The 25,590-nt window shown below is 72.2% G+C and carries 26 protein-coding genes; 16 read left to right on the top strand and 10 right to left on the bottom strand.

The annotated features are described in order from the left end of the window. Positions 1-16: 16 nt before the first annotated feature. The gene (locus ACFWIS_RS15690) at positions 17-256 is read right to left on the bottom strand and encodes a hypothetical protein (protein ID WP_380454731.1); all 240 of its coding nucleotides are present in this window, start codon (positions 254-256) and stop codon (positions 17-19) included. After that, positions 253-423, bottom strand: a complete 171-nt coding sequence (locus ACFWIS_RS15685; protein ID WP_380454729.1) for a hypothetical protein — start codon at positions 421-423, stop codon at positions 253-255. Before ACFWIS_RS15685 ends, ACFWIS_RS15690 begins: the two co-directional genes overlap by 4 nt. Positions 424-428: 5 nt before the next feature. Here ACFWIS_RS15685 and ACFWIS_RS15680 point away from each other — a divergent pair, with 5 nt between their 5' ends. After that, on the top strand, positions 429-647 hold the full coding sequence (locus ACFWIS_RS15680) for a DUF397 domain-containing protein (protein ID WP_380454727.1): 219 nt from the start codon (positions 429-431) through the stop codon (positions 645-647). A 46-nt stretch (positions 648-693) separates the two neighbouring features. On the opposite strand, the gene ACFWIS_RS15675 is transcribed toward ACFWIS_RS15680, so the two are convergent. Next, on the bottom strand, positions 694-1,860 hold the full coding sequence (locus ACFWIS_RS15675; RefSeq protein WP_380454725.1) for a permease: 1,167 nt from the start codon (positions 1,858-1,860) through the stop codon (positions 694-696). Positions 1,861-2,155: 295 nt separating this feature from the next. Between ACFWIS_RS15675 and ACFWIS_RS15670 the strand changes: the two genes are divergently transcribed. Then, on the top strand, positions 2,156-2,473 hold the full coding sequence (locus ACFWIS_RS15670) for a heavy-metal-associated domain-containing protein (RefSeq protein WP_380454723.1): 318 nt from the start codon (positions 2,156-2,158) through the stop codon (positions 2,471-2,473). A 155-nt stretch (positions 2,474-2,628) separates the two neighbouring features. Further along, on the top strand, positions 2,629-2,910 hold the full coding sequence (locus ACFWIS_RS15665) for a metal-sensitive transcriptional regulator (RefSeq protein WP_380454721.1): 282 nt from the start codon (positions 2,629-2,631) through the stop codon (positions 2,908-2,910). Positions 2,911-2,997: 87 nt separating this feature from the next. Here ACFWIS_RS15665 and ACFWIS_RS15660 read toward each other — a convergent pair whose 3' ends face one another. After that, on the bottom strand, positions 2,998-3,630 hold the full coding sequence (locus tag ACFWIS_RS15660; RefSeq protein ID WP_380454719.1) for a TetR/AcrR family transcriptional regulator: 633 nt from the start codon (positions 3,628-3,630) through the stop codon (positions 2,998-3,000). Between the two features lie 114 nt (positions 3,631-3,744). Here ACFWIS_RS15660 and ACFWIS_RS15655 point away from each other — a divergent pair, with 114 nt between their 5' ends. The 3 genes from ACFWIS_RS15655 to ACFWIS_RS15645 all read left to right on the top strand — a co-directional run bounded on the left by ACFWIS_RS15655 (position 3,745) and on the right by ACFWIS_RS15645 (position 7,101). After that, positions 3,745-5,358, top strand: a complete 1,614-nt coding sequence (locus ACFWIS_RS15655; RefSeq protein WP_380454716.1) for an FAD-dependent oxidoreductase — start codon at positions 3,745-3,747, stop codon at positions 5,356-5,358. Between the two features lie 57 nt (positions 5,359-5,415). Continuing rightward, positions 5,416-5,754: a hypothetical protein gene (locus ACFWIS_RS15650; protein ID WP_380454714.1), complete on the top strand. Its 339-nt coding sequence runs from the start codon at positions 5,416-5,418 to the stop codon at positions 5,752-5,754. Between the two features lie 132 nt (positions 5,755-5,886). Continuing rightward, complete coding sequence (locus ACFWIS_RS15645) at positions 5,887-7,101, top strand: cytochrome P450 (RefSeq protein ID WP_380454712.1); 1,215 nt, start codon at positions 5,887-5,889, stop codon at positions 7,099-7,101. A 44-nt stretch (positions 7,102-7,145) separates the two neighbouring features. Here ACFWIS_RS15645 and ACFWIS_RS15640 read toward each other — a convergent pair whose 3' ends face one another. After that, positions 7,146-7,940 carry a phosphotransferase enzyme family protein gene (locus tag ACFWIS_RS15640; RefSeq protein WP_380454710.1) on the bottom strand — a complete coding sequence of 265 codons (795 nt, stop codon included), beginning with the start codon at positions 7,938-7,940 and terminating at the stop codon, positions 7,146-7,148. Next, on the bottom strand, positions 7,940-9,139 hold the full coding sequence (locus tag ACFWIS_RS15635) for a Dyp-type peroxidase (RefSeq protein WP_380454708.1): 1,200 nt from the start codon (positions 9,137-9,139) through the stop codon (positions 7,940-7,942). Before ACFWIS_RS15635 ends, ACFWIS_RS15640 begins: the two co-directional genes overlap by 1 nt. A gap of 31 nt (positions 9,140-9,170) precedes the next feature. On the opposite strand from ACFWIS_RS15635, the gene ACFWIS_RS15630 reads away from it, so the two are divergent. After that, complete coding sequence (locus tag ACFWIS_RS15630; protein WP_380454706.1) at positions 9,171-10,541, top strand: right-handed parallel beta-helix repeat-containing protein; 1,371 nt, start codon at positions 9,171-9,173, stop codon at positions 10,539-10,541. Positions 10,542-10,608: 67 nt separating this feature from the next. On the opposite strand, the gene ACFWIS_RS15625 is transcribed toward ACFWIS_RS15630, so the two are convergent. Continuing rightward, positions 10,609-11,082 carry a MarR family winged helix-turn-helix transcriptional regulator gene (locus ACFWIS_RS15625; protein ID WP_380454703.1) on the bottom strand — a complete coding sequence of 158 codons (474 nt, stop codon included), beginning with the start codon at positions 11,080-11,082 and terminating at the stop codon, positions 10,609-10,611. A 240-nt stretch (positions 11,083-11,322) separates the two neighbouring features. Between ACFWIS_RS15625 and ACFWIS_RS15620 the strand changes: the two genes are divergently transcribed. From ACFWIS_RS15620 to ACFWIS_RS15600, 5 genes are all read left to right on the top strand, one after another. Beyond that, positions 11,323-12,240 carry a polysaccharide lyase gene (locus tag ACFWIS_RS15620; protein ID WP_380454701.1) on the top strand — a complete coding sequence of 306 codons (918 nt, stop codon included), beginning with the start codon at positions 11,323-11,325 and terminating at the stop codon, positions 12,238-12,240. Further along, the gene (locus ACFWIS_RS15615; RefSeq protein WP_380454698.1) at positions 12,240-12,968 is read left to right on the top strand and encodes a TSUP family transporter; all 729 of its coding nucleotides are present in this window, start codon (positions 12,240-12,242) and stop codon (positions 12,966-12,968) included. Before ACFWIS_RS15620 ends, ACFWIS_RS15615 begins: the two co-directional genes overlap by 1 nt. A 67-nt stretch (positions 12,969-13,035) precedes the next feature. Next, positions 13,036-14,304 carry an MFS transporter gene (locus ACFWIS_RS15610; protein ID WP_380454696.1) on the top strand — a complete coding sequence of 423 codons (1,269 nt, stop codon included), beginning with the start codon at positions 13,036-13,038 and terminating at the stop codon, positions 14,302-14,304. Positions 14,305-14,392: 88 nt separating this feature from the next. Continuing rightward, positions 14,393-14,728, top strand: coding sequence for a metalloregulator ArsR/SmtB family transcription factor (locus tag ACFWIS_RS15605; RefSeq protein ID WP_223243165.1), 336 nt, complete (start codon positions 14,393-14,395; stop codon positions 14,726-14,728). A gap of 118 nt (positions 14,729-14,846) precedes the next feature. Continuing rightward, positions 14,847-16,235 carry an MFS transporter gene (locus ACFWIS_RS15600; RefSeq protein ID WP_380454694.1) on the top strand — a complete coding sequence of 463 codons (1,389 nt, stop codon included), beginning with the start codon at positions 14,847-14,849 and terminating at the stop codon, positions 16,233-16,235. Here ACFWIS_RS15600 and ACFWIS_RS15595 read toward each other — a convergent pair. From ACFWIS_RS15595 to ACFWIS_RS15585, 3 genes are all read right to left on the bottom strand, one after another. After that, a complete protein-coding gene (locus tag ACFWIS_RS15595) occupies positions 16,232-16,558 on the bottom strand; it encodes a hypothetical protein (protein ID WP_380454691.1) in 327 nt (108 codons plus the stop codon). The two genes, ACFWIS_RS15600 and ACFWIS_RS15595, sit on opposite strands and share 4 nt — an antisense overlap. 215 nt (positions 16,559-16,773) lie before the next feature. After that, a complete protein-coding gene (locus ACFWIS_RS15590; RefSeq protein ID WP_380454689.1) occupies positions 16,774-16,956 on the bottom strand; it encodes a hypothetical protein in 183 nt (60 codons plus the stop codon). A gap of 439 nt (positions 16,957-17,395) precedes the next feature. Continuing rightward, positions 17,396-18,121: a hypothetical protein gene (locus tag ACFWIS_RS15585; protein ID WP_380454687.1), complete on the bottom strand. Its 726-nt coding sequence runs from the start codon at positions 18,119-18,121 to the stop codon at positions 17,396-17,398. A 121-nt stretch (positions 18,122-18,242) separates the two neighbouring features. Between ACFWIS_RS15585 and ACFWIS_RS15580 the strand changes: the two genes are divergently transcribed. From ACFWIS_RS15580 to ACFWIS_RS15565, 4 genes are all read left to right on the top strand, one after another. After that, the gene (locus tag ACFWIS_RS15580) at positions 18,243-20,072 is read left to right on the top strand and encodes a DUF4357 domain-containing protein (protein ID WP_380454685.1); all 1,830 of its coding nucleotides are present in this window, start codon (positions 18,243-18,245) and stop codon (positions 20,070-20,072) included. After that, positions 20,069-21,352 (top strand): McrC family protein, encoded by a 1,284-nt coding sequence (locus ACFWIS_RS15575; RefSeq protein ID WP_380454682.1) that lies wholly within the window; start codon positions 20,069-20,071, stop codon positions 21,350-21,352. Before ACFWIS_RS15580 ends, ACFWIS_RS15575 begins: the two co-directional genes overlap by 4 nt. Before the next feature lie 30 nt (positions 21,353-21,382). Further along, complete coding sequence (locus ACFWIS_RS15570) at positions 21,383-22,615, top strand: serine/threonine-protein kinase (protein WP_380523874.1); 1,233 nt, start codon at positions 21,383-21,385, stop codon at positions 22,613-22,615. 108 nt (positions 22,616-22,723) lie between these two features. Continuing rightward, positions 22,724-25,573, top strand: coding sequence for a helicase-related protein (locus ACFWIS_RS15565; RefSeq protein WP_380454677.1), 2,850 nt, complete (start codon positions 22,724-22,726; stop codon positions 25,571-25,573). The last annotated feature ends 17 nt before the right edge of the window (positions 25,574-25,590 follow it).

Here is a 25,590-nt window from a genome sequence, read left to right as displayed (position 1 = left end):
CGCCCGGCACCATCGTTCATCCGGACGGGTAGCGAGCGGCCTGCCGGGGCACGGCGCGGAGGAGGGCCTCCGCGTTGCGCGCGGCGGCTGCCTCGCCGAAGCGGTCGGCGAGGCAGCCGGCCTGGTCGTCGTCCAGCGGGAGTTGGGCGAGGCCGGCGCGGATGGCGGCGAGGGCGTCGGAGAGCTTGGCGAAGGTGGCGGCCTTGGTGACGCCCTTGATCTCGGAGGTCACGGCGAAGGGGAGTTCGACGCTCACTCCGCACCCCCGTCGATCAGCGCCCAGACCATCGTGCCGATGCCGCCGGGACGCGGGCAGCACCCCCACTCGGCGGCGAGCCGCGAGACCAGCCAGAGCCCGCGCCCGCTCTCCTCGCACTCGGCGGCCGGACGGAGCGCCGGCCGCCTGGAGTCGGCGTCGTGCACCTCGAATGATCGACCCTGGTCGGGACAGCCTGAAGCACGCGGCCTGGCGCAAGAGCAAGTTCAGTGGCGACCAGGGCAACGGCGCCGAGGTCGCCGACGGCTTCGTCGGCATCGTCCCCGTCCGGGACTCCAAGGACCCCGACGGCCCGGCGCTCACCTTCCCCACCGACGCACGGGCCTCCTTCGTCACCGCCCTCAAGGCCGGCGAACTCCCGACCACCTGAACCCTCCTGCGCGAGAAGTCGGCCCCGCCGATTTCTCGCGCGCACCTCATCCGTGGTGGTCGTGGGCCGCGTGCCCGTCCGCTTCCGGGCTGCCGCCCATCATGCGGAGCATCGCGGCGCCGCCCGTACGGAAGAAGCGCAGCAGGAGGGCCGCCGCCAGGAGGAGGAAGGCGATGTTGAGCCAGGTGGTGTAGTTCCACTCGACGCCCGACATCGGGATCTCGGCGTCGCGTTGGTCCGGGATCAGGCCGAAGCCGCCGAAGAGGAACTCGACGACGTAGCCGGCGGCCACCATCGCCGTGTAGAAGGTGCCCAGGAGGAAGAGGGCCATCCGGCGGCCGTAGTACTTCCGGTAGATGTTGAGGATCGGCAGGATCAGCAGGTCCGCGAAGATGAACGCGACCACCCCGCCGAAACTGATGCCGCCCTTCCAGAGCACCACCGCCAGTGGCACGTTGCCGATCGAGCAGACGAAGGACGCCATCGCGACCAACGGCCCGACCAGCGGCCCCCACAGCTTTCCGGCCAGCGGGTGGTCGACGAAGAAGAAGGCCTGCCAGAAGGAGTCGGGGACCCAGGCGGCGATGGCGCCGGCGATCAGCAGCCCGATCACCAGGTCCTTGAGGATGGCCGCCCACTCCATCACGAAGACGTGGGAGACCGAGGTGAGGCCGCGCGGGGAGAGCAGGCGGCGGGCGAACGGCCCGGACCCCGCCACCGACATGTCCATCGCCGCGTGGCCCTCCATCGAGCCCGCCCGCCCGTACGACGCCTGTTCGCGGGCCTCGGCCAACAGCCGGTCCCGCAGGAACAGCCGGAACAGCAGCGCGAGCAGCAGGATCATCACCGGACCGCCCACGAACTCCGCTGCCGTGAACTGCCAGCCCAGCAACAGCGCCAGGATCACGCCGAGTTCGACCACCAGGTTGGTGGAGGCGATCTCGAAGGCCATCGCCGCCGTGAAGTTCGCGCCCTTGCGGAACAGCGAGCGGGCCAGCGCGACGGCCGCGTAGGAGCAGGACGAGGAGGCCGCGCCCAGCGCCGAGGCGACGGCGAGGGTGCGCGGCCGATCGTCGCCGAGCAGCCGGACGACGGTGGACTTGTGGACCACCGCCTGCACGACGGCGGAGAGCAGGAAGCCGAGGATCAGCGCCCAGGTGATCTCCCAGGTCATCGACCCGGCGATGGACAGCGCGTGCAGGATCGCGTGCATGGCAACCCACCTTCTCTCGGTCCCGGTCCGCGACCATATACCCGTACGGGGTATTAGGGAACCGTGGCGCGCCGCCAACCGCCACTGCGGGGAGATTCCCAACCGGGGGCGCAGACCCGTCGCCCTCCTCGGCCGACGAGTGAATCAACACCGCTCTTGTTACCCTAGGGGGGTATGGTATCTTCATGACCGAAGCGGGCGCCCGGGCCACTCCGGAAGGCGTCGCTCGTACTGACGCCACCCGCACCGGCGACACCCGCACGACCGACACCCGTACCGACGACAGGAGCACACCATGAGCGAGACCACCGTCACCGTCGAGCCGGCCGCCACCGGGGGCTCCTGCTGCGGCTCGTGCGGCACCGGCGCCGCCGAGGCCCCCGCCACGGCCGCCGCCGAGCGCGCCGTGTTCCAGGTGAAGGGCATGACCTGCGGCCACTGCGTCAGCTCGGTGACCGCCGAGCTGAAGAAGGTCGCCGGCGTCACCGAGGTCGCGGTCGACCTCGCCACCGGGCAGGTCACCGTCGACAGCACCGCGCCGCTGACCGACACCGACGTGGCCGCCGCCGTCGACGAGGCCGGTTACGACCTGATCGGCCGCCTCGGCGCCTGACTCCCCGTCGGCCCGGACGGTGGCCGGACGGCGACTCCGGTACGTCAACTCCGGTACGTCAGCTCCCGTCCGCCGGCGCCCGTCCGGGCCGGCTCCCCCCACCGCGCCCCGGTAGAGTGAGAGGCCTCCTCACCGCACAGGAACCGGAGACGGCCATGGCCAGCTACAGCCCCCACAAGGACGACTTCCTCAAGCGGCTCCGTCGCATCGAGGGCCAGATCCGCGGCCTGCAGCGCATGGTCGAGCAGGACACCTACTGCATCGACGTCCTCACCCAGGTCTCCGCCGCCAGCCGCGCCCTCCAGTCCTTCGCCCTGCAACTCCTGGACGAGCACATCGAATGCTGCGTCCGCGACGCCATCGCCGAGGGCGGCCAGGACGCCAACGCCAAGGTCCGCGAGGCCAATCAGGCCATCGCCCGCCTGGTCCGCTCATAGGGCCAGCGCCTCCGACGCACCCCCGCAGCACCCCGCACCCCGCACCCCGCACCCCCGACGGCATCCGCCCGCCGGGGGTGCGGCGCGTTACGGGGTAGGGGTATCCACCCCACCCGTGTCCGCCACCGGCGCCCGCAGCAGCGGCAGGACCACCTCGTCCAGCACCTCGGCGACCACCCGGTCCGAGGGCACCTCTCCCGCGATCATGAAGGCGTCGCGCAGCAGGTCGAGCGGCAGCGCCACGACCCGCGGGGTGAGCCGGGCCGGGTCGACCTCACCCCGGTCGACGGCCCGGCGCATCATCACCCCCAGGGTTTCCACCGGTCCTTCGTGGGTGAGCCCGGCGCGGAAGACGCAGCGCAGTTCGGGGTCGCGCATCAGGTCGACCAGGAATCCGTGCACGCCCTCGACCGGCAGATCGTCGAAGCGGTGCAGCAGGCTGCCGAGGAACTGCGACAGGTCGGTGCGCAGGTCGCCGGTGTCCGGCGGCTCCTGGTAGTCGGGGGCGTTGCGGCCGAGGGCGGCCATCACCAGTTCGATCCGGTTCGGCCAGCGGCGGTAGAGCACCGGCTTGCTGGTGCGGGCGCGGGCGGCGACACCGTCCATGGTCAGCCGGGCGTAGCCGTGTTCGGTGAGTTCGGCCCAGACGGCGTCCAGGATCGCCTGTTCCAGTTCGCCCCCGCGCCGCCGCCGCGGGGCGCCCGTTCTGCCGCTCGTCACCGGTTTCCGCACCCGACTCTCGTAGATACGTTGCGTTTCTTAGTAGGGGGAGTCTACAGTCCAAAACAGGAAACGCGCCGTATCTTATGGCCGACTGGACAGGGGGCGTCCACCATGCGCGCTGCACTCACCGACGACTTCACCACCACCACCGCACCCGCCACCGACGTCCTGGTGGTCGGCGCCGGCCCGGTGGGCCTCACGCTCGCCATCGGGCTGGCCCGCGCCGGGGTCGACTGCCGGATCATCGAGCGGGACGGCGAGTTCCGCACCGCCGGCGTCCGCGGCAAGGGCGTCAACCCGCGCACCCTGGAGGTGTTCGACGACCTCGGCGTGGTCGAGCCGATCCTCGACCGCGGGGCACTCAACCTCGGGGTCCGCGCCTACCGGGGCACCCGACTGGTCGAGGAGGTCGACCCCGCGGCGACCAACCCGCCCACCCCGGACCGCCCGTACGCCGGGATGCTGCTGATCGCGCAGCACCAGACCGAGGCCGTGCTGCGCGACCGGCTCGCCGCGTACGGCCTCACGGTGGAGACCGGCACCGAGCTGGTCGACCACGCCGCGGACGCCGACGGCGTGCTCGCCGCCCTCCGCCGGGACGGCCGGACGACGACGCTGCGCGCCCGCTATCTGATCGGCTGCGACGGCGGCCGCAGCAGCGTCCGCAAGCTGGCCGGCATCCCCTTCCTCGGCGAGACCTGGGAGGAGGAACGTTTCATCATGGCGTCGATGGAGCTGGACGGCCTGGACCCGGAGCACCTGCACATCTGGAACCACCCGAAGTTCGGCGCCGGCGCCATGACCCTCGTCCCGATGCGCCAGGACGGCACGTGGGCCGTGCACGCCGCCGTCGAACCGGACGAGCACGGTGAACTGCCCGCCCCCACCCTGGACACCTTCCGCCGGCTCTTCGCCGAACGGGCCGGCCTGCCCGGGGTCCGGATGCACGAGCCGGTCTGGTCCACCGTCTGGCGCCCCACCGTCCGGCTGGTCGAGCGCTACCGCGACGGCCGGGTGCTGCTCGCCGGGGACGCCGCCCACTGCCAGTCCGCGGCGGGCGGCCAGGGGATGAACACCGGCGTCCAGGACGCCCACAACCTCGCCTGGAAGCTGGCCGCCGTGCTGCGCGGCGCTCCCGACACCCTGCTCGACAGCTACCAGGAGGAGCGGATGCCGGTCGCCCGGGCGAGCCTCGCGGCCACCGCCGCCCACCACAAGGCGGCCTTCGGCGGAGCGGACGGCGGCGGCGCCGGCGTGCTGACCGCCCAGTTCCGCACCATGGCCGTCCAGGGCGCCGACCTCACCGGACTCTCCATCACCTACCGCGGCGGACCGCTCGGCCGCGACCTGGACGCGGCCACCGGCATCCGGGCCGGCGACCGGGCCCCGGACGCGCCGTGCACCACCGCGGACGGCACCCCCACCCGACTGTTCGACCTGTTCCGCGGCCCGCACTTCACCCTGCTGGCCTTCGGCGACCACCCGACCCTGACCGAACTCCCGAGCCCGACCGCCCTCCCCGCCCTCCCCGCCCTCCCCGCCCTCCCCGCCCTCCCCGCCCTCCGGGTGGCCACCGTCCGCGACCCCGACGGCCACGCCGCCCGGGCCTACGGCCTGCGCGGCGGCGCCGTGGTGCTGGTCCGCCCGGACGGCCACGTCTCGCTCACCGGCGCCACCGCCGACCGGGCCACCGTCACCGAGCACCTGCGGGCGTTCACCGGGTGACCCGGGCCGAACCCGCCCGGAGCCCACCCCCACCTGGTCGAGCAGCCGATCGAGGGCGTGGACGCCCACCTGGACCGCTTCGCCGCCAACCGGCACGCCGTGCTGGCCGCCAACCGCGTACTCGCCGGGGCCCCGGTGATCCAGACCGTCATCTCCGAGGAACTGGACGCCCTGCGCGGCCGGTTGCTCACCGTGCTGCCGCTCGCGGACGAGGGCGCGCGACTCGCCGTCTCCCAAGTCCTGCGCAGCTGGCTGGTGTTCGTCCGGGTACTGGTCGTGGACTGGCCGACCGAGCCCGGCGCACCCGCACCGAGCTGCGCGACACCTGCATCGGCGCCGTGCCGGGCGCGCTGCGCCCGCTGCTGCCGTCGACCCGGCGCCCGAGTGGGGCGTTGAGACACCGTACGGAGGGTTCGGGGGCGTACCATCGGGCCGAAACGGGAAAACCTCCCGAAGGGTCCAATTCCCTCAGAAAATATGACAGTTGGATGCCCGTGCCCAGCAGCGCCGCCGACCCCGAAGGATTCCATGGACTCCGCCGCAGCCGACACCGGCACCGACGCCCCGCCCGCCGCACTCCCCCCGCTCCACCGCCTCCCCGTCACCCCCGCCCAGCCGCCGCACCCGACCACCCTCCCGGACGGCACCCCCGCCTGGCTCGTCACCCGCTACCACGACGTCCGGCAGGTCCTCGGCGACCCCCGCCTCACCCGGAGCGACCTGCACGAGGTCGGCACCGCGGGCGCCACCGCCGACGTCGCCGCCAACCCCGCCTCGCTGTTCAACCAGGACGGCCCCGCCCACCGCAGGCTGCGCGCCACCGTCCAGAAGGCGTTCACCCCGCGCGCCATCGCCGGCTGGCAGCCCTGGGTCGCGTCCGCCGTGCAGCAGGCGGTGGACGCGCTGCTCGCCGCCGGACCGCCCGCCGACCTGGTCACCGCCTTCACCCGGCCGGTGCCCTTCGCGGTCACCGCCCGGCTGATGGGCCTGGACGGCGACGGCCCCGACCGCCTGGACGAGCGGCGACTGCGGCACTGGACCGTCGCCCTGCTCGCCCAGGGCAGCGGTCCGGACCCGGAACAAGCCGGGACGCTCGCCGAATTCCGCGCCTTCACCGAGGAGCTGATCGAACGCCGGCGCCGCGCGCCCGGCCCCGACCTGGTCAGCCGACTGGTCCGGGCCGCCGACCAGGACGGCGGCATCCCCGCGGACGCCCTCGCCTTCCTCGTCCTCGGCCTCACCGCCAGCGGCAACGAGAGCGTCACCGGCGCCCTCGGCAACGCCCTGGTCTACCTCCTCGGCGAGCGCCCCGAGCACTGGCCCCGGCTGGCCGACCCGGGCATCACCGAGCACACCGCCGAACGGCTCCTGCACTTCATCCCGTTGGGCGACGACGAGGCCACCGTCCGCCGCGCCACCGCCCCGGTCGAGGTCGGCGGGGTCACCATCCCGGCCGGCGCCGTCGTCGCCGCCAGCCTCGGCAGCGCCAACCGCGACCCCGCCGTCTACCCCGCCGGGATCTCGGCCGACCTCGCCGCCCCGCTCGACGCCCCCACCCTGGCCTTCAGCGCCGGCCCGCACTACTGCATCGGCGCCTGGCGGGTCCGCCTCGAACTGCGCGAATCGCTCCGCCGGCTGGCCACCGCCGTGCCCGGCCTCCGCCTCACCGCCCCGGTGGAGCAGCTGAGTTGGCAACTGGGCGGCACCACCCGCAGCCCGGCCGCGCTCCCGGTCGACTGGTGACGTCGGCCGGTGAGGCCCGCCGGCGGGGTCGGCCGTACGACCGCTCAACCGTCCAACAGGGCGCGCTCCCAGTGCGCTTCGCGCTCCTCGATGTACTCGGCATCGCGACGCCAGGCGTCGCCGTGCCCCTCCGCCCACAGCCGCGCCCAGGGCTGGACGCCCCGGCGCGCCCGGTCGCACAGGAAGTCGTGCATGGAGCGGGTGCGCCGCCCCAACAGCGGCACCAGACGGCGCCGCTCGGCCTCGTCGAGCCGGTACGCGTCGGCGAAGACCCGCAGCCGTTCCCCGGCCTCGGCGTCGGAGCGCCGCCAGTCCGGGTGCGCCAGCAGCGGGACGAAGCCGTGCACCGCGTAGGCGACGTCCCACAGCCGGGAGCCGGGGCCGGCGGTGTCCCAGTCGATGAGGGCGAACCGCCCGCCCTCATCGGCCACCAGGTTCCACGGGGCGAGGTCGTGGTGGACGATGATCCCGTCCTCGTCCGCCGGGATCAGCACCTGCCACCGGGCGTCCGGCGGAGGCGTGAAGTCCTCTACGGCGTCATGGAGTTCCCGGACCAGCCGGGCCAGACCGGCCAGCCGCTCGCGCGGAGCCAGCAGCTCGAAGCCGTGCGGCCAGACCACCTCGCCGGGCACGAAGGTCAGTACCTCGCGCCCTCGCTCGTCCAGCCCGAGGGGCCGGGGCGCGGCCCGGAAACCCACCGCGTGCAGGTGCCCGAGCAGCGCGTGCACAGCCGGGGTCCACGGCCCGGCCGGGCGCCGTACGGTGTCGCCGACGCGCACCACCCCGGCGCTGACGTTCCCGCCCGTCAGCGGCTGTTCCTCTTCCCGGCTCGTCCGCACTACCCCCACAATCCCTCGCCCAGCACCCCGCCCTCCCGGGCTCCCGGCAGTACGTAGGCCACCGCCGAAGCCGTGTGCACCAGGAAGGGGTTGAGCGCGTCCTTGGCCGCCAGCCGGTTCTGCACCCGGGTGAACTGCTCCGGGTCCCGCACGAAGGCGCAGAACAGCAGCCCCCGGTCGTCGGGGGCGTCGTCGTAACTGTAGCCGCGCCGCAGCATCCTGGCGCCGGAGTCCAGCCGGGGACTGCTGAGGCGGACGTGGGCGCTGTTGGGGATGACGTACGAGCCGTCCGGATTCTTGGCGTAGATGTCCGGGTCGTCGTGCTCGGCCGTGCCGGTGAGCGGGGTGCCGTCGGTGAGGCGGCGGCCCATGGCCAGGTTGCGGCGGTCCTCGGGCAGCGCGGCGAAGCCGGCGGTGTCCATCCGGATGCGGCGGTAGACCAGGACGGTGCCGTTCCGGTGGGGGCCCGGCGGGCCCCAGACCCACTGGTCGGCCTCCGTCGGGTTCGGGTTGGCGGTGCCGTCCTTGTAGCCGAACAGGTTGCGCGGGGTGGTGCCCGGGGGCGTGCGCGGCAGGAAGCCGGGCTGGGTCCAGCGCACGCTCGCGCCGGCCGATCGCGCGACCGCGCCGAGGAGTTCGGCGACCACGGTGAGCGGCCAGCGGTCGGCGGCGCACAGCTGCACCAGCAGGTCGCCGCCGCCGCGCGCCGGGTCGAGCCGGTCCCCCGGGAAGGCCGGGAGGTCCGCCAGCGCGGGCGGGACGTTCAGGCCGAGCCGGGTGGCCAGCCCCGGTCCGACCCCGACCAGGGTGCTGAGCCGGGCCGGCTCCCCGCCCTGGAGGCGCGGGTCGGCCGAGCCGCCGTCCGCCGCCTCGGCGAGCACCCGGGTCAGCTCCCCCAGCAGGGAGCGGAGGGCGGCCCGCCCGTCCGAGGTCGCGGCGGGCGCCAGGTCGAGGGCCAGCAGCAGGGTGGCCGGCTGCTGCGGGGCCGTCACCCCGGCCTGCCGCTCGCCGTGGAACGGCGCCACGGGGGCCTCCGGGGGCGGTGGTTGGGAGCCGGAGGGCCCCCGCCCGAGGGCCACGACCCCCGCGCCGACCCCGGCGGCCAGCACCGCACCCCCGCCGGCGATCAGTGCCCTCCGGTCCACACCGCCCCTGACGGCCTCCGGCTGTTTCCGCGCCTTTCCGGTTTCGGCATGCATGACCGACATTGGAGACGATAGAACACCCCGTATGCAACTTTTGACTGCCCGTCAATCCGCCTCCGAACCACCGCTCCGCCCCGGGGCGCGCCGGGTCCGTACGCTCCCCGCCCTGCTGGCCGCCGCCCTCGTCCTGGCCGGCTGCTCCTCCGCCGGCGGTTCCTCCTCCGACGCCCGGCACCCGGAGGGCACCGTGGTCCGCGTCCCGCAGGACTTCCCGTCGGTCCAGAAGGCGGTGGACGTCGCCCGCGAGGGAGACACCGTCCTGGTCTCCCCCGGGACGTACCAGGAGAGCGTGCGGATCACCAAGCCCCGGATCGTGCTGCGCGGCACCGACCGCAACACCGTGGTGCTGGACGGCGGCGTCCGGCTGGTCAACGGCGTCACCGTGACCGGGCCCGGCTCGGTGGTGGAGAACCTCACCGTGCACGGCTACCTCGCCAACGGCGTGCTGTTCACCGGCGTCACCGACGAGAAGCTCCAGCAGCGCGGCGCCGGCGGTTCCGCCTACAACCCGCTGGACACCACCCGCTTCCCGCCCGTCCAGGGCTTCCGGGCGACCAGCGTGACCGCCTACGACAACGGCCTGTACGGCATCTACGCCTTCGACGCCCGGGCCGGGATCATCGAGGACTCCTACGCCTCCGGCGGCGCCGACTCCGGCATCTACGTCGGCCAGTGCAAGCCCTGCGACACCCTGGTCCGCCGCAACACCGTGGAGCGCAACGCGGTCGGCATCGAGATCACCAACGCCTCGGACAACCTCTGGTTCCTCGGCAACCGGGTGGTCGGCAACCGGGTCGGCGTCACCGTCAACTCCAATGACCTGGAGGCCCTCGCCCCCCAGCACGGCGCGGTGATCGCCGGCAACGCCGTCACCGACAACAACGCCTCCGACACCCCCGAGCAGGCCGACGGCGGCTTCGGCATCGGCATCGGGATCGGCGGCGGCACCGCGAACCGGGTCGAACGCAACCTGGTCAAGGGCAACCGCGCGGCCGGCGTCATCGTCACCGACCCGCCCGGCCACCCGGCCGGCGGCAACCGGATCCAGGGCAACCGCGCCGAGGGCAACGGCGCGGACCTCGTCCTCGCCTCCGCCGACCCGGGCAACTGCTTCGCCGGCAACTTCGCCCCGGGGCAGCCCGGCACCCAGAGCCCGGACGGCCTGGAAACCCTGGCCGCCTGCGACGCCAAGAGCCGCAGCCCGCTCACCGCCGGCCGCGCGGCCCCGGTCCAGGCCCCGCCCGGCGTGCCCTTCAACCAGGTCCAGGCCCCGCCCGCCCAGCCGTCACTGCCGGACCCGAACGCCCCGGGCCGCCCGGCCACCGACCTGCCGGGCCCGGTCGACCCGGACTCCTATCCGCTGCCGGCGACCGCCGACGCCGTCCTCACCCACTGATCCGCCTGATCCGCCGGCCCGGGTGGGCCCCCTCGGCCGGAACCCCGAACCGGCTCCCAGGCTTCGCTCACGGCCGCCGGAGCAGCGCCGGCGGCTTCACCGCCTCCACCGCCGCGACCAGCGGGGCCAGTTCGGGGTTCCGGCCCGCCTCGTCGAGCGCCTCGCGCAGCGCGGCGTCATTGGTCGGCCGGGCCTCGGCCAGCAGCCTCAGCCCCTCCTCGCTGACGTCGGTGTAGATGCCCCGGCGGTCGGTGGGGCACAGGTAGCGGGCGAGCAGACCGCGGTCCTCCAGCCGGGAGACCAGCCGGGTGGTGGCGCTCTGGCTGAGCACGACCGCGTCGGCGACCTGCTTCATCTGGAGGTGGCCGCCCTCGCCGTCGTGCTGGCGGCCCAGCACCTCCAGCAGCGAGTACTCGCGCACGCTGAGTTCGTGCTTCGACTGGAGGGCCCGCTCGATGTGCGCCTCGATCCTGCCGTACAGGACGTAGAGGGCGGCCCATCCGTTGGCGAGGGCGGTCAGTGCGGGATCCGTGGCGGTCATCGGCCCGGTCTCCTTCCGAGTACGTGCAGGATTCCAGGATAGGCCTGGGCAGGAAATATTGCCCTTGCCACATATAGCGCTTGTGCAACTACTTTCGCCACACGGCCCAGTCCGCGACTCCTCCCGTCGGCCCCGCCACTGGCCACCGCCCGCGCCCAGTCCTTGCCCGTTCCTTTGCCCAAGCACAACTCGGCCGTGCGGCATGATCGGTACGGATCGACCGCCGACCGAGGAGCCCGGATGAACCGCCCCGCGCGCACCGCCGCCCTGGCCGCGCTGGCCCTGCTCGCCACCGCCGGCTGCTCGGCCGCCCCCGCCCGGGCCCGCGACCGGACGGCCACCAGCTCCACATCCGCCGCCACCACCGCCGCATCGCCCGCCGCAGCACCGAGTGGAGCCGTCGCCTGGAGCGCCGGATTCCGCGGCTACGGCACCCCGCAGTGGCAGCACACCTGGGGCGTGGCCGTCCAGGGCGCCTGGGGCGCCGCCGACTTCGGCGCCACCGACGACCCGGCCGCCCCCGGCGGCGGCCCGGCGCTGCGGGTGACGTACGGCGCGGGCTCCTCCGCCAACACCTGCACCGACTGCCCCAACCCCGGCGGCGGCCAGTTCTACACCGACCTCAACGCCCTCGGTCTGTCCGCCCTCGCCCAGGGCCCCACCCTGGACCTCAGGTACTCCGTCCGGTTCCCCGCCGGCCGCGACTGGGGCAAGGCCGGCAAGCTGCCGGGCCTGTACGGCGGGACGATCGGCCAGGAGTCCGGCGGCAACCACGGCGCCGGCTGGTCCACCCGCTACATGTGGCGCACCGCCAAGGGCAGCCCCGACAACGGCGAGGTCTACCTGTACACCCCGAGCAACTCCGGCCCCACCGGTTACGGCGTGGACGAGGGCCTGGGCGACTGGCACTTCCAGGCGGACGACCGCTGGCACACCGTCGAGCAGCTGGTGAACCGCCGCACCGGCGACATCACCGTCTGGTACGACGGCCGCCAGGTGCACGCCGCCACCGGCACCGCCTCCGGCATCGGCTCGATCCCCTTCGGCGGGGTGCTGTTCTCCACCTTCTACGGCGGCCACGACACCGGCTGGGGCCCGGCGAGCACCCAGCAGGCGTACTTCGCCGACTTCTCGCTCTCCGCCGGCGTCCAGCACTGATGAGCGGCTGGGCCGGTGAACTGCTGCTGGGCCTGGTGGTACTGCTCGGCGCGTCCGTCCAACGGCTGGCCGGCATCGGCTTCGCCCTGGTCGCGGCGCCGGTCCTGGTGCTGCTGCTCGGCCCGAACGGCGGGGTGACGCTGGCGAACTGCGCCTCGCTGGCGATCAGCGCCATCGGCCTGGCCGGGAGTTGGCGGCAGGTCCGGCCGGGGGCGATGCTGCCGCTGCTGGCCGCCGCCGCCTGCGCCGTCCCGGCCGGGTCGTGGGTGGCGGCGTCCGTCCCGACCCCGGAACTCCTGGTCGGCATCGGGCTGCTGACCAGCGCGGCGGCTCTGCTGGTGATCCGGGGGGTGCGGGCCCCGGCGCTGCGCGGGGTCGGCGGGGCGGTGGTGGCGGGGGCGACCAGCGGGCTGATGAACTCGGCGGCCGGGGTGGGCGGTCCGGCGGTCTCGCTGTACGCGGTGAACTCCGGCTGGACGGCCCGGGAGTTCGTGCCGAACGCCCAGCTGTACGGTGTGGTGGTGAACGCCGTCTCGCTGGCGGCCAAGGGACTGCCCGAACTGACCGCACCCGCCTGGGGTTTGGTGATCGCGGCGGTGGCGGGCGGGGCGGTGGTCGGCCGGCTGCTGGCCGCCCGGGTACCGGAGCGGCGGGCCCGCACGGTGGTGCTGGGACTGGCCCTCGCGGGCGGTCTGACCACCCTCGTCAAGGGGGTTTCCGGACTCTGAGACTTCCGGCTGGGAATGCTCTGTGAAGGGTCGACTAAATCTGTAGCGGTCATGCCATACTGCGTCGGTGACCTCAGCCAGCCCCACGACATCCGCGCACCGCAGCAGGCCCCAACTGGGCCGGAAATTCGCCATGCTGTGGTCGGCATCGTCGATCTCAGCAGTCGGCGACGGCATGCGGGACTCGTCGCTGCCGCTCCTCGCCCTGGCCATCTCGGACACCCCGTCCTCGGTGTCCGTCGTCGCGGTGGCCGGATCAATGCCCTGGCTGCTGATGGCCCTGTTCGGCGGCGTCATCGCCGACCGCTTCGACCGCCGCCGACTGATGTGGACGATCGACCTCGGCCGGGCCGCCATCGTGCTGGGCTTCGCCGCCTGGGTCTTCTCCACCACCCCGCCGCTGGCCCTGCTCGCCGCCCTGGCCTTCATCCTCGGCTGCGGCGAGACGGTGTTCGTCAACGCCGCCACCTCCGCCATCCCGGACGTGGTCCGCTCCGACCGACTGGACGTCGCCAACGGCCGGCTCCAGGGCGGCCTGCTGGTCGGCCGGATGATCGGCCCGCTGGTCGGCACCACCCTGTTCGCCGTCGCCGCCGGCTACCCGTTCACGGTGGACGGCCTGTCCTTCGCGCTCGCCGCCGCCCTGGTCGCCGCGACCGGCCGCTCCGGCGCCCCCCGGGCGAAGTCCGAGCGCCGGGTGATGACCGAGGTCCGCGAGGGCGTCCGCTGGCTGTACCAGCACAAGCAACTGCGCCTGGTCGCCTCGCTCTCCGCCCTGGCGGCCGGCGCCTCCTCGCTCGGCATCACCATGATGGCCCTGCTGGTCACCCGGACCCTGGACGAGCCCACCTGGGCGTACGGCGCCGTCCTGGCCACCGGCGTGGCCGGCGGCACGGCGGCCAGCATGCTGGCCGGCCGGATCAGCGAGCGGCTGGGCCGGCGGGCCCGGATCACCCTCTCCTTCGTGCTGATGGGCTCGGCGCTGCTGCTGATGGGCCTGAGCCCCTCGGTGTTCGTGGTGGCACCGCTGTTCGCCGTCGGCAACTTCGGGGTGGTCATCTGGAACGTCCAGGCGATCTCGCTGCGCCAGCAGACCGTGCCGAAGGAACTGCTCGGCCGGGTCAACAGCTGCTACCTGATGCTGATGCGGATCGGAATGCTGGTCGGCGCGTCCCTCAGCGGCCTGATCGGCTCCACCACCGGCATCCGCGTCCCGGTCGTCATGGCGGGCGCGCTGATCCTGGCCGCGCTGTTCGCGATCCCGCGACTGGGCGACCTCGAACCCGCCCCGGCGCCCGCCGACGCCGAGCAGTCGGTCGAGCAGCCGACCCGCTGACCCCACCGCGGGCGCCGCCACCCGACCCGTCCTCATGAACGCACCTGCGCACCCGCCCTACGATGGCGCCATGAGCTCCAGCACCCCGATGGCAGATGCACACCGCTCGCAGCAGCGGGCCGAGGCGCGGCTGGACGTCGCCGCGTCCGTGCTCTCGCTGCTCGCCGACCGCACCCGACTGGCACTGCTGGAACGCCTCGGCCGGGGCGAGGCGGACGTGACCACGCTGACCGAGGCGACCGGCGCCGCCCGGCCCTCGGTCAGCCAGCACCTGGCCAAGCTGCGACTGGCCGGACTGGTCGCCACCCGCAAGGACGGCCGGCGGGTGGTCTACTCACTGCGGCACGGGCACCTGCGCCGCCTGGTGGACGAGGCACTGAACGTCGCCGACCACCAGATCGGCCACCTGCCGCCGCACGACTGAGCCCGGCGCCCGACCGGCCTCGGGCCGGTTCTCCGCAAACAGGTGCACGGGTACGCACACATTGCCTATCATGGGTCCGTCACCCCCATCACCCCCCTTCACCGCCCCGGGACGGGCCATGCCGACCGTGCTGCGCAACCGCACCTACCGCCACCTGTTCACCGCCCAGGTCGTCGCCCTGGTCGGCACCGGCCTGGCCACCGTGGCGCTCTCGCTGCTGGCGTACTCGATCGCCGGCGCCGACGCCTCGGCGGTGCTCGGCACCGCACTGGCGATCAAGATGGTCGCCTACGTGACCGTCGCACCGCTCGCCGGAGCACTCGCCGGGCGGATCCCCCGCCGCACCCTGATGGTCGCGATGGACCTCACCCGGGCCACCGTCGCCCTCACCCTGCCGTTCGTCGACCGGGTGTGGCAGGTCTACGTCCTGATCTTCCTGCTCCAGGCCGCCTCCGCCGCCTTCACTCCGACCTTCCAGGCCACCATCCCGGACGTACTGCCCGCCGAGCGCGACTACACCCGGGCGCTGTCGATGTCCCGGCTGGCCTACGACCTCGAATCACTGTTCAGCCCGGCACTCGCCGCACTGCTGCTGTCCGTGGTCACCTACGACTGGCTGTTCATCGGGACGACGGCGGGCTTCCTCGGCTCCGCCGCCCTGGTCCTCTCCGCCGTCCTGCCCAAGCCCGCGCCCTCGCCATCGCCCGCACCCGGTCCGGCCGGGCGCACCGGCGGGATCTACCGCAAGGCCACCTTCGGCACCCGGCTGTTCCGGGCCACCCCGCGACTCCGGGCGCTGCTCGCGCTCGACCTCGCGGTGGCGGCGGCCGGCGCGATCGTCTTCGTCGACACCGTCAACGTGGTCCGCGACCACTTCCACCGCCCCGCCGGAGCCGTCTCGCTGGCCCTCGGCGCGTACGGCGTCGGCTCGATGCTCGCCGCACTGCTGATCCCCCGGCTGCTGGCCCGGGTCGGCGACCGGTCCGTGATGCTGCCCGCCGCCTACGCCCTGCCCTGCGTCCTGGCCGCCGCCACCGCGATCACCGCCGCACCGGCCGGCCCGGCCAGCTGGTACGCCCTGCTGGCCGCCTGGGCCCTGATCGGCGCCGGCAGCTCGGCCGTGCTGACGCCCGCCGGCCGGGTCGTCCGCCGCTCCGCCGCCGACCCGGACCTGCCCGCCGCCTTCGCCGCCCAGTTCTCCCTCTCGCACGGCTGCTGGCTGCTCACCTACCCGCTGGCCGGCTGGCTCGCCGCCGGCGCCGGCCTCCCGGTCACCGCCCTCGTCCTGGGCACGGTCGCCCTCGCCGCCGCACTGGCCGCCACCACCCTGTGGCCCGCCCGGGACCCGGACGCCCTCCCCCACCTCCACACCGACCTGCCCGCCGGCCACCCCCACCTCACCGGCGCCCGCCCCGCCGCCGACGGCGCCTGGCAGCACGGCCACCACTACGTCATCGACCAGCACCACCCCGACTGGCCCCGCCCGCCCCGCGCCGCCCTGGGCTAACCCCGGGTCACCTCGATCCGGTGCGCGGCCATCGCCGCCACCAGCCGCTCCGGCTCGTCGGGGGTGATCACCGGCTTGACCCGCCCGCCGAGGTCGAGGACGAAGGCCACGCTCTTGTCCACCCGCCCCAGGTCGAGGTTGAAGTAGTGCACGAAGTCCCCGGAGCCCCAGATCCGCCAGCGCCCGCCGAGCCGGGTCAGCGGCACCTGCTGCAGCCCGCGGATCCGCGAGTACGGAATGCGCTTGGCGGACGCCAGCGGGAAGTAGTACCGGCGAATCACGAGCTCACGCGCGGTGCACGTCACCAGACCGTCGTTGTACATGCGGGCCAGGCTAAACCCGCGCCCCGCCGCGACCCCTTCCATCGGCAGCCGTTCCGGGCAGGTCCGCCCGAACGCCGCATCGGCGGGACCACCGGGTGATACCCCTTCCGCCCGCCGACCGGACGCACCGGTCGACCCCCGTCAGCCACCGATCCGCAGGCAGTGCCCCCAGCAGTCCCGCCACGGCCCGTACCGGTCGGCCAGCCGCCGGACCTCTATCTCGTCCACAGGCCGACCGCCGCGGTCTTTCCAGCCTCCCGGCCGGGCAGGGTGAGCGCCGCCCGCGCAGTCCCGTGCTGACCGGCCATCGCGGGGAAGGCGCCGATGAAGCCGAGTGAGGCCCGGAAGTCGAACGACTCCCGGCCGGGCAGCCCCTTGCCCTCCAGGGTGCGCAGCACCTGGCTGGTCCCGTGACACGACAGAGCAGGAAGCCCAGGCTCTCGCCCGGCGTCGCGGCCCGCCCGAGGCGCCAGCCCCCCTGGAGAGCGCTTTTGCCTAGGTCAACGCTCACACCCGCGGGCCTTCAGGGGGACGGCGGGGAGTTCCGGGGCAGGCACCTGGGCGCCGGCATAGCCGTAGACCTCACCGAAGCAGTCGGTGCTCATCCAGTCCGAACCGGCTTGCGCGATCCCGTCGTTCGAGCGGCCGATGAGGTTCCACCACATACCACGCGTTTCATATGTCTCCCCAGGTCAGCGACCTAGTGGACCATCCGCGGTCGGCAAATAGTCAGCGCTGGACAACTGGGACGGCCTCACTGATACACCGGAGGCTTCGGCCGCTATCGGCCGACCGCGTTCCTCCAGCGAATGCGGACCACGACCCGAGGCGCAACAGCTATTGGAGGTCGCGGCGCCGTTCGGCGAGGCAACGCGACCACAAGTCGCAGGCAGAGCGGGCTTCCTTCAGAGCGGCGGCTGTGAACGCCCGGTCCACGAAACCCTGTTCCGCCATCTGGGCGGCCACCGCCGTCAGGTGCCGGGCAACCTGCTCCACCCGCTCGGCATGCGCCCGCTCCGGAAGCCTCTCGGCCCTGACTTTCAGCATCCTCTCGAGATCGCCGTAGTGCTCCCCGTCCTCCTCGTCGTAGAGCGTGGGCACCCGTGGAAGCTGCTCCTCAGCCAGATGCGGCACCGCCCGGACCGACGGTTCCGGTTGCTCAGCCTGGCCCAGGATCCGGCTGACCACCGCCCGGGTCCCCTCGGACCGCCGGACCCGGTCTGCGAGTTCCTGCAACCTGTCGATCAGCCTCGGAACCTCGTGTTCGTTCTCGGCGACCAGACAGCGGCCCAGCTCCTCGGTGACCGCCATCCCCTCCGTCGCGGCCCTATCGAGCACTTCATCGCAGACACCGAGTTCGTCGAACGCCCTTCCCGCCGCCTGCACCGACTGCCGCAGCATGGCAGTGGCATCGCCGTCGAACCGTCCCACGGCCCGGACGAACTCCCTCCTCGGCATCAACGCCGCGAACGACCACTCCGCCCCGTGCGCAACACCTGTCGGCTGTCCGGACACCATTGCCCTCCCCTTTCCCAGCGCACGCGCTCCTCCGAGAGCGATCATGAACCAGCCTCGTTCAGTCTGCCAACCAGCACCCCCGCCCGACCGGCACATCGACCACCGCTGTCACACCGTACGGATACGATCCTCGGCGACACGAGTTCATCAGGGGGCGGGAAGCAGCATGTCCGAGAACTATCCGGCGTTCCAACTGCGTCTGCCGAACGGCGGCCCGGTCGCGTACGGCCGTCTACTGGCCGAAAAGGTCAGCGGGGTCCAGAAGTTCGTGATCAGGGCGGGGTCCCCGGTGCGCTCCGAGGTCGTGCCGTCATTCGCCCTGGGAACAACAGCGCCCTACCGGCTCCGACAACAGCTGATCGAGGACGGGACGATCCGACCGTCCGATCAGTGGCCCGGCTGGCTGGAAGTCTTCGCGGACGTCGAGTGCACTTCTCCGTCCGCCGCCGGCTCCATCCTGACCGGCAGCAGCGTCAACGGCTGGGAAGTGTGGAAGACCGCTGACGGCCGCCCCTTGTCCGACTTCATGGAACAGGTGTGGTGGGGTTCCAACCGGGCCTGGCTGGTGCGCGGCTCCGACGTTGCCGGGATGGATCTCGTGCAGCGCCTATGGTTTCCGGAATCGCTCGTCAGTCTGCCTGCTACCCACCTGCGGCCAAGAGCCGAACAGGGCATGAGCAAGGACCGGCTCCGCTCCTTCGTGGACGAGGACTACGGCTCCACGGCGACGTACGTGCACCGCGACCAGATCGTCGAGGACTGCCATGCCTTCCTCTCCCGGATGAAGCCGGGTGACACGATCTGCACGGTCTCCGACGGGCAGCTCTATCGCGCGAAGGTCACCGGCTCGGCCGAGCAGGTGGTCTCCGAGGACGGGCGTTCCAACCTCCGCCGTCCCGTCGAGTGGCAGCCCGGCGGGTTCCCGTACGACGAACTTCCCGAGGAGCTCCGGCAGAGGTTCTCCTCACCGCACGACATCGTCGACCTGACGGCAGTCAATGCCCTGATCGCCGGCCTGGGCCTGACCGATCAGGAGCTCGCCGACGAAGCCGAGGCGACCGGTGGTGGCCCTGGCACCGGATCGCCCACCATCACGGCGCGCCGCGAGGCTGAGCTCCCCCAGCCCGATCAAGGTCTCGCGGACAAGTTGCACGTGCACGACCTGGCGTGGCTCCAGGAGCTCCGTGACCTCCTCTGCGACGAGCAGCAGCTGGTCCTGTACGGCCCTCCCGGCACGGGGAAGACCCACCTCGCCCTGGAGCTCGCCGAATTCCTGAGCGGCGGCCCGGAACGAGTCAAGCTCGTCCAGTTCCACCCCAGTTACACCTACGAGGACTTCTTCGAGGGCTTCCGTCCTCAGGAGGACCCTGACTCCCGGGAGGTCGCGTTCCGTCTGACGCCCGGCCCGTTGCGCGAGCTGGCCGACCTCGCCTCCCGCGAGGGCAACCAGCACGTGCCGTACTTCCTCGTCATCGACGAGATGAACCGAGCCAACCTCGCCAAGGTCTTCGGCGAGCTGTACTTCCTCCTGGAGTACCGGTTCAGAACTGCGCGTCTGACCTACTCCGGTGACGACTTCGCGTTGCCGCCCAACCTGTTCGTGATCGGCACCATGAACACTTCCGACCGATCTATCGCCCTGGTGGACGCCGCCATGCGCCGGCGCTTCGCCTTCGTCGAACTGTCGCCCCGGGTCGAACCCACCCGCGGGCTGCTGCGGCGATGGCTCAGGACGGCGGACAAGGACGATGAGCCGGCCGAGCTCCTGGACGCCCTCAACGCACGGGTCGACGATCCGGACTTCCAAATCGGTCCCTCGTACCTGATGAAGAAGGGCGTCTATCGAGAGGGTGGCCTGGAACGCACCTGGCGCACCAAGATCCTTCCCCTGCTGGAGGAACACCACTACGGCGAGGGCGTGGACGTCGAGGCCCGCTACGGCCTCGAAGCCCTCCGCGCGGCGCTACGTCACCGCCTGGGCACCCCCACCGAATGACCACCATCGAACTCGTCGAACACGCCCGCCCGGTATCCCTCCCCATCGACACCGCCACCGGCCGGGCGTTGGCTGTCTCCCGGATCATCACGGCGACACCCGATCCCGATCATCCCGGCCATTGGCTGCTGAAAGCCAGCAGCAAGGTCGGCGCGGTGACGCTGTCCGTGCCGGGCAGCGCACCGACACTCCTGCGCATCACCCCCAAGCTGAGGATCACGCGGCTCTTCTTCCTGCTCGGCTACACCCTCGACCCCAAGGGCTGGCAGGACGACCTGGTGGAGCTGGCCGAGCAGGAGGAACTGCTGCCTGCCGTTGCCCACGCGTTCGAACGCCTCCTCCACGTCGCCCTTCGCACAGGCCCGCTCAAGGGTTACCGCGCCACGGACGAGAGCAGCCTGGTCGTGCGGGGCCGCATCCGCGAGGGCGACCAGATCCGCCGCCACCACGGCACGATGCTCCCGCTGGAGATCACGTACGACGAGTTCACCGTCGACACGGCCGAGAATCGCTTGCTCCGCACCGCCACCGAGCGCGTGCTGCGGCTGCCAGGGGTCGCCCCAGCCGTGCGCCGTCGACTGCTGCATCAGCAGGCACGGTTGACGGATGCGACCCGTCTGGTGCCCGGCCGGACCTTGCCCGATTGGAAACCGACACGGCTCAATGCCCACTACCAACCGGCACTGCGCCTCGCCACTGCCATCCTGAGAGGCGGATCGGTGGAGCACCGCACGGGCGATGTCCGTACCAGCGGCTTCCTGTTCGACATGAACAAGCTGTTCGAGGACTTCACGACGGTCGCCCTGCGGGAAGCACTGCGCGACAGCGACGGTTACTGCCGTCTCCAGCCACACCATCACCTCGATGATCTCGGCGCCATCCGGATCAGACCCGACTTTGTCCACTACGGCCACGACGGAACGCCCCGTGGCGTCGCCGACGCCAAGTACAAGGCTGAAAGACCTGCCGGCTATCCGGACGCCGACCTCTATCAGATGCTCGCCTACTGCACCACGCTGGGACTCACCGAGGGCCATCTCGTGTACGCGAAGGGCAGCGCGCAACGTGCCTCGCACCGGGTTCGCCACGCAGGAGTGACGATCCACCAGCACGCCCTGGATCTGGAACAGCCACCTGCGGAACTCCTGGCCGAAATAGCCGCGATCGCCCGGTACCTACGACCTGCCGTCGGCGCGTCTGCACGGATCCCAGCCAGCAGACGTGGTCAGCAAACCCTCGCCGCCAACCTACGGACCGCGTCTCCCGATCCACCCGCCTGACCGGACGGCGTCTACTACGGTGGCCACAGTATGTCTCCGATCAGCACCATGACGAGGATAGGCGTGCACACGACTAGTCCCCTGAGTCCCGAGGACCCGCCTGAGATCGGCGGCTTCGAACTCCTTGCCCGGATCGGTCAGGGGGGCATGGGCCAGGTGTACCTCGGCGAGTCCCCTGGCGGGGAGCAGGCCGCGGTCAAGGTGATCAAGCCGTCCCTGGTCGATTCGGAGACTCGGCTGCGCTTCGCCCAGGAAATCGAGGTCCTCAAGACCGTGTGGGGAAACCGGGTCGCGGCCTTCCTCGACGCGGATCCCGAGGCAGAACCACCATGGCTGGCGACGGAGTATGTGGAGGGCGCCGATCTCCGCAGGCACGTGGACGCGTACGGCCCGCTCCCGGCCGTCCTGGTGGCCTCGCTCGGCGCGACCCTCGCCGAGGCCCTCACTCTGGTGCACAAACAAGGGCTGCTGCACCGGGACCTCAAGCCTGCGAACGTCCTACTGGGACCCAACGGCCCCAAGATCATCGATTTCGGCCTCGCAGTGTTCGCCGAGTCGAGCCCCTCCCTCACCGCCCCGAACACGGTCGTCGGCACACCCATGTGCATGGCGCCGGAGCAAGCCAACGGCGTGAAGCCGCTCACGGAAGCGGTCGACGCATACGCGCTGGGCGCGGTCCTCCTCTTCGCGCTGACCGGCCGATACCCCTACCAGGCGGCCAACGTCAATGTGCTCTTCCACAAGGTCACCGATCCGGAAACGTCCCCGGACCTGACCGGCGTCCCGACCGAGCTGTCACCGATCCTGACCTCGATGCTGGCCCACGAGGCCAAGAACCGGCCGTCCCTGCCGTCCGTGGTCAAGGAGTTCCGCGCCGTCATCGAGGCCCACGGACTCAAGGTCGCCCAGGCCCGCCGACAGCTGACAGCCCTGACCACGGCGAAGCCGGCTCCCGACCCCGAGTCGACGGCTCCGACCGTGCAGCTCCTCCCACAGGTCCCGGTCGGCACGCCCCCGGTGCAGGCCCCGCCCCCTCCCGCACCGATCGTCGTCCCGCCACCAGGTCCCGCGCTGAACGAAAGCCCCAGCTACACGTCGACGCTCAAGGACACCCCCGCGGTAACTGCCGCGCCCGCCGACAGGCCTGGACCAATGCCCGTCCCGACCTCGGCATCGGCGCCCCGCGCGCCCCGGCGATCCCTCCAGGCCCGCCGCACGGCCCAGCAGCTGCGCGAGGTCTACGCGGCCAAGGCCTCGTTCTGACCGGGCCCGATCCTCTCCTCGCACCCGCCGTAAGCTCTTCACCTGGTGCGCTGTCCCCAGCGGACGGCAGCTACCACCGCACAGCACGATGAACACAGGAGGCAGCGGGTGACCCCCGAGCTGAGCAGCGCCGAACCGACCGGGACCGTGGAGGACCCGTATCCGGCGGGCGCGCAGGTCTTCGTGCGGGACGAAGTGTGGCTCGTGCGGAACAGCTCGCTCACCGAGCACGACGGCGCCCGGGTCGAGGTGGTCGGGGTCTCCGACTTCGTCCGCGACCAGGAGGCGGTCTTCTTCAGCGCCCTGGACGAGATCGAGCTGGTCGACCCCCGGCAGACGAAACTGATCGCCGACGACTCGCCCAACTTCCGCCGCTCCCGCCTCTTCCTGGAGGCCGTGCTGCGACGGACCGCCCTGCCCCAGTCGGAGCGCGGCCTCGCGCTGGCCGACTCCTTCCTCCTGGACCCCCTCCCCTACCAGCAGCGCCCGGCCCAACTCGCGCTGTCCGGACGCAACCTGCGGCCCCGGATGCTGATCGCCGACGTGGTGGGCCTCGGCAAGACCCTGGAGATCGGGCTCACGCTCGCCGAGCTGATCCGACGCGGCCGCGGGGACCGCATCCTGGTCGTCACCCCGCAGCACGTCCTGGAGCAGTTCCAGCACGAGCTGTGGACGCGCTTCGCGATCCCGCTGATCCGGCTGGACTCGGTGGGCATCGAACGGATCCAGCGCGAGATCCCGGCGGGCCGCAACCCCTTCACCTACTTCAAGCGCGTGATCGTCTCGATCGACACGCTGAAGAACACCGATCAGTACAAGCACCACCTGGAGCGGATCAGCTGGGACGCGGTCGTCATCGACGAATCGCACAACCTGATCAACCGCGGCTCGCTGCGCAACCAGCTCGCCCAGATCCTTGCCCCGCGCACGGACGCCCTGATCCTCGCCTCCGCCACCCCGCACAACGGCGACGCGAAGTCCTTCGCCGAGCTCATCGGCCTGCTCGACCCGGCGGCCATCCGCGACCCGGAGAACTACCGGGCCGAGGACATCGAGCACCTCTTCATCCGCCGCACCAAGATCAGCCAGGAGGTGCGCGAGCAGATGAAGGGGCAGTGGGCGGACCGTGGCCCCTCCCGGTCGGTCCGCTGCGCGGCGACCCCGGCCGAGGAGAAGGTCTTCGAGGAACTGGCCGAGGTCTGGCTGCCGTCCGACGGCCGGAAGTCGGTCAGCGATGTGCCCCTCTTCCCCTACACCCTGCTCAAGTCGTTCCTGTCCTCGCCGGCCGCGCTGAAGGCCACCGTCGAGACGCGGATCAGGACGCTGGAGAAGAAGGAGATCCAGTCCGCGGTGGCCGCGGAGCGGGAGGCCCTGCTCCGGCTGCGCGACCTCGCCGGCGCGATGTCCGACACGGACTCGGCGAAGTTCAACGCGCTCGTCGCCGAGCTGCGGGCGATCGGCGTGGGGCCGGGCTCCGACACCCGCGTCGTCGTCTTCTCCGAGCGCGTGCAGACCCTGGAATGGCTGCACTCCGTCCTGCCCGCCGCACTCGGCTTCAAGGGCCGGGCCGCCCAGGCCGCCGTCCGTCTCATGCACGGCGGCCTCAGCGACGAGCAGCAGATGCAGTGCGTCGAGGACTTCGGCCTCGCCGACACCCCGGTGCGCGTACTCCTCACCGGCGACGTCGCGTCGGAAGGCGTCAACCTCCACCGCCAGTGCAGCCAACTGGTGCACTACGACGTGCCCTGGTCGCTGATCCGCATCGAGCAGCGCAACGGCCGCATCGACCGCTACGGCCAGGCCTCCGCCCCGGAGTTCCGGGCGCTCATCCTGACCAGCGAGGTCGAAGGCGCCAAGGACGACACGCTCGTGGCCGAGCGCCTGCTCGACCGCGAACGCGAGGCCCACCAGAAGCTCGGCACGGCGGAGGCGGTCACCGGCCTCTACCGCGCGGAGGCCGAGGAGAAGTCGCTCATCCAGGACCTGCTGCGCGGCCGCACGGTCGACGAGTCCCTGGAGGCGCACCACCCGCAGGCCGACGGAGTCGACGGCGCCGACGGCATGGACGACTTCCTCGCCGACTTCTTCGGCACCGTCGGCGAGGAGCCCACCGGCGAGGACACCTCCGTACCGCGCGCCGACGTGCCCCGCCTGTTCGCCTCCACCCGGGAGTTCCTGGACGAGGCGCTGCGCGAGGTCTACCCGGACGCCCAGAGCACGCTGGAGATGGACCGCGACGAGACCTCCGGCCTGATCTCCTTCCGCCCGCCGGCCGACCTCGTGCACCGGCTCAAGGCCCTGCCCCTCGACTACGTCCGCGAACAGCGGCTGCGGGAAAGGCTGTTGGTCACCCTCAACCGACGCCTCGCCGAGCACTCCCTCCAGCGGGCCCGCGAGTCCTCCACCTCCAGCTGGCCGGAGATCTCGCTGCTCACCGACCTCCACCCGGTGGTGGAATGGCTCACCGACAAGGTGCTCGTGCGACTCGGACGCCAGGAGGCGCTGGTCGTCACCGCGGACGTCGCCGAGCCGACGTACCTGATCCAGGGCGTCTACTCCAACGCCCTCGGCCGGCCCACGGTGGTCAAGTGGATGGCGGTCACCCGGGACGGCACCGTCGAGGACGACATGGTGGCGATACTCCGCCGCTCCGGCGTCGGGCCCACCATGGCCAACCCGCTGAAGCACTGGCCCGTCGACCGGTTGCAGGACGGCATCCCCGCCGCGCTGGAGCGTGCGGAGGCGTTCCTGGAGCACCACCGGGAGGCCTGGGACGAGCCGCTGCGCGAACCGATCGAGCAGTACCGGCTCCGGCTCGGCGCCTGGGAGCAGCCGACCCTGGCGGGCGAGCGCACCAAGCAGCGGCTCGCCGGGATCGCCGACTCGCTGCTGACCACCGGCCGCCCGCTCCTGCGCGTCCTCGCCGTCCTCGCCCCCACGCCGCCCCAGGCCGTCTGATCCCTGAGAGAAGCAGT

Origin of the sequence: Kitasatospora sp. NPDC127060, assembly GCF_042724935.1 — a bacterium.
GTDB lineage: Bacteria > Actinomycetota > Actinomycetes > Streptomycetales > Streptomycetaceae > Kitasatospora.
The sequence above is the reverse complement of the archived record's forward strand: the minus strand, read 5'-3'. Positions and strand labels throughout refer to the sequence as shown.

Bases quoted from the DNA above. Each gene is read 5' to 3' on its own strand.
- ACFWIS_RS15570 (WP_380523874.1), top strand. From the start codon at position 21,383: ATGTCTCCGATCAGCACCATGACGAGGATAGGCGTGCACACGACTAGT.
- ACFWIS_RS15575 (WP_380454682.1), top strand. From the start codon at position 20,069: ATGACCACCATCGAACTCGTCGAACACGCCCGCCCGGTATCCCTCCCC.
- ACFWIS_RS15605 (WP_223243165.1), top strand. From the start codon at position 14,393: ATGGCAGATGCACACCGCTCGCAGCAGCGGGCCGAGGCGCGGCTGGAC.
- ACFWIS_RS15580 (WP_380454685.1), top strand. From the start codon at position 18,243: ATGTCCGAGAACTATCCGGCGTTCCAACTGCGTCTGCCGAACGGCGGC.
- ACFWIS_RS15670 (WP_380454723.1), top strand. From the start codon at position 2,156: ATGAGCGAGACCACCGTCACCGTCGAGCCGGCCGCCACCGGGGGCTCC.
- ACFWIS_RS15645 (WP_380454712.1), top strand. From the start codon at position 5,887: ATGGACTCCGCCGCAGCCGACACCGGCACCGACGCCCCGCCCGCCGCA.
- ACFWIS_RS15595 (WP_380454691.1), bottom strand. From the start codon at position 16,558: ATGTACAACGACGGTCTGGTGACGTGCACCGCGCGTGAGCTCGTGATT.
- ACFWIS_RS15655 (WP_380454716.1), top strand. From the start codon at position 3,745: ATGCGCGCTGCACTCACCGACGACTTCACCACCACCACCGCACCCGCC.
- ACFWIS_RS15635 (WP_380454708.1), bottom strand. From the start codon at position 9,139: ATGCATGCCGAAACCGGAAAGGCGCGGAAACAGCCGGAGGCCGTCAGG.
- ACFWIS_RS15675 (WP_380454725.1), bottom strand. From the start codon at position 1,860: ATGCACGCGATCCTGCACGCGCTGTCCATCGCCGGGTCGATGACCTGG.
- ACFWIS_RS15680 (WP_380454727.1), top strand. From the start codon at position 429: ATGATCGACCCTGGTCGGGACAGCCTGAAGCACGCGGCCTGGCGCAAG.
- ACFWIS_RS15630 (WP_380454706.1), top strand. From the start codon at position 9,171: ATGCAACTTTTGACTGCCCGTCAATCCGCCTCCGAACCACCGCTCCGC.
- ACFWIS_RS15620 (WP_380454701.1), top strand. From the start codon at position 11,323: ATGAACCGCCCCGCGCGCACCGCCGCCCTGGCCGCGCTGGCCCTGCTC.
- ACFWIS_RS15625 (WP_380454703.1), bottom strand. From the start codon at position 11,082: ATGACCGCCACGGATCCCGCACTGACCGCCCTCGCCAACGGATGGGCC.
- ACFWIS_RS15615 (WP_380454698.1), top strand. From the start codon at position 12,240: ATGAGCGGCTGGGCCGGTGAACTGCTGCTGGGCCTGGTGGTACTGCTC.
- ACFWIS_RS15600 (WP_380454694.1), top strand. From the start codon at position 14,847: ATGCCGACCGTGCTGCGCAACCGCACCTACCGCCACCTGTTCACCGCC.
- ACFWIS_RS15585 (WP_380454687.1), bottom strand. From the start codon at position 18,121: ATGATCGCTCTCGGAGGAGCGCGTGCGCTGGGAAAGGGGAGGGCAATG.
- ACFWIS_RS15665 (WP_380454721.1), top strand. From the start codon at position 2,629: ATGGCCAGCTACAGCCCCCACAAGGACGACTTCCTCAAGCGGCTCCGT.